The sequence below is a fragment of the Arhodomonas sp. KWT genome (genome assembly GCF_010993615.1).
On sequence record NZ_WNXE01000822.1, the window covers coordinates 1 to 746 of the forward strand.

The window sequence follows — 746 nt, forward strand, 5'->3', positions numbered from 1 at the left end:
ATGAGTACACCGGTGGCAGGGATGGCCATGCCGACGAGGATCAGCAGCGGTATCACCGTCCAGACGATCTCCACCGCGGTGTTGTGATGGAACTTCGCCGGCTTCACACCCCGGGACTTCCGGTGCGCAAAGATGGAGTAGAAGATCGCGCCAAAGACCACGATGCCGATGATCACCGTGATCCAGAAGATGGTCATGTGCAGGCCATACACGTCGTGGCTGGTCTGCGTCACCCCCTCCGTCATGTTCAACGCCCAGTCGGCCAGCACCGGGGGCGCCAGGGCCAGGAGCCCCATCGCCAGAACACAGCCGATGACGGCGTTAAGCTTTTTTCGAATCATCCCTCGAAGTCTCCCGAATCGATTGAGACCGCTATCGCGCTCAGGCGGCCGGGCGCATTCCGCCGGCAGCCACCGGCCCGATGCAGCGGTACAGCTCCCGGGCCAGTTGCCGGCGTTCGCCGGCCGCCAGGAAATCCCCCAGCTCGACGCACTCATCGCGGCAACGGATCATCAGCCGCGGCCCCGGCGCATCCGGCGCCGGCACACGTACCTCGCTGAAGTAGCGCTCGAACCGCCACCACCTCTGAGGCCGGCCGCGCCCCTTCTCTATGCACACCCAGTCATCGGACACCGTGATCACCTCGGTGTCCAGCGCCCGCCGTGCCGAGACGTACAGAGCCCAGCCAAGCAGTGACAGCTCCAGACCCGCGAACGGCAGCACCGGCCAGAGCCCGTACCACGTTA

2 protein-coding genes are annotated in these 746 nt (G+C 65.1%); both read right to left on the minus strand.

Annotation, left to right across the window (positions count from 1 at the left end):
• On the minus strand, window positions 1-341 hold a 341-nt coding region (locus G7A99_RS22670), incomplete at its 3' end, for a cytochrome c oxidase subunit II transmembrane domain-containing protein (protein ID WP_305792362.1).
• Window positions 342-381: 40 nt separating this feature from the next.
• Window positions 382-746: DUF2244 domain-containing protein (locus G7A99_RS22675; protein WP_163144279.1), on the minus strand; the 365-nt coding region annotated here is incomplete at its 5' end.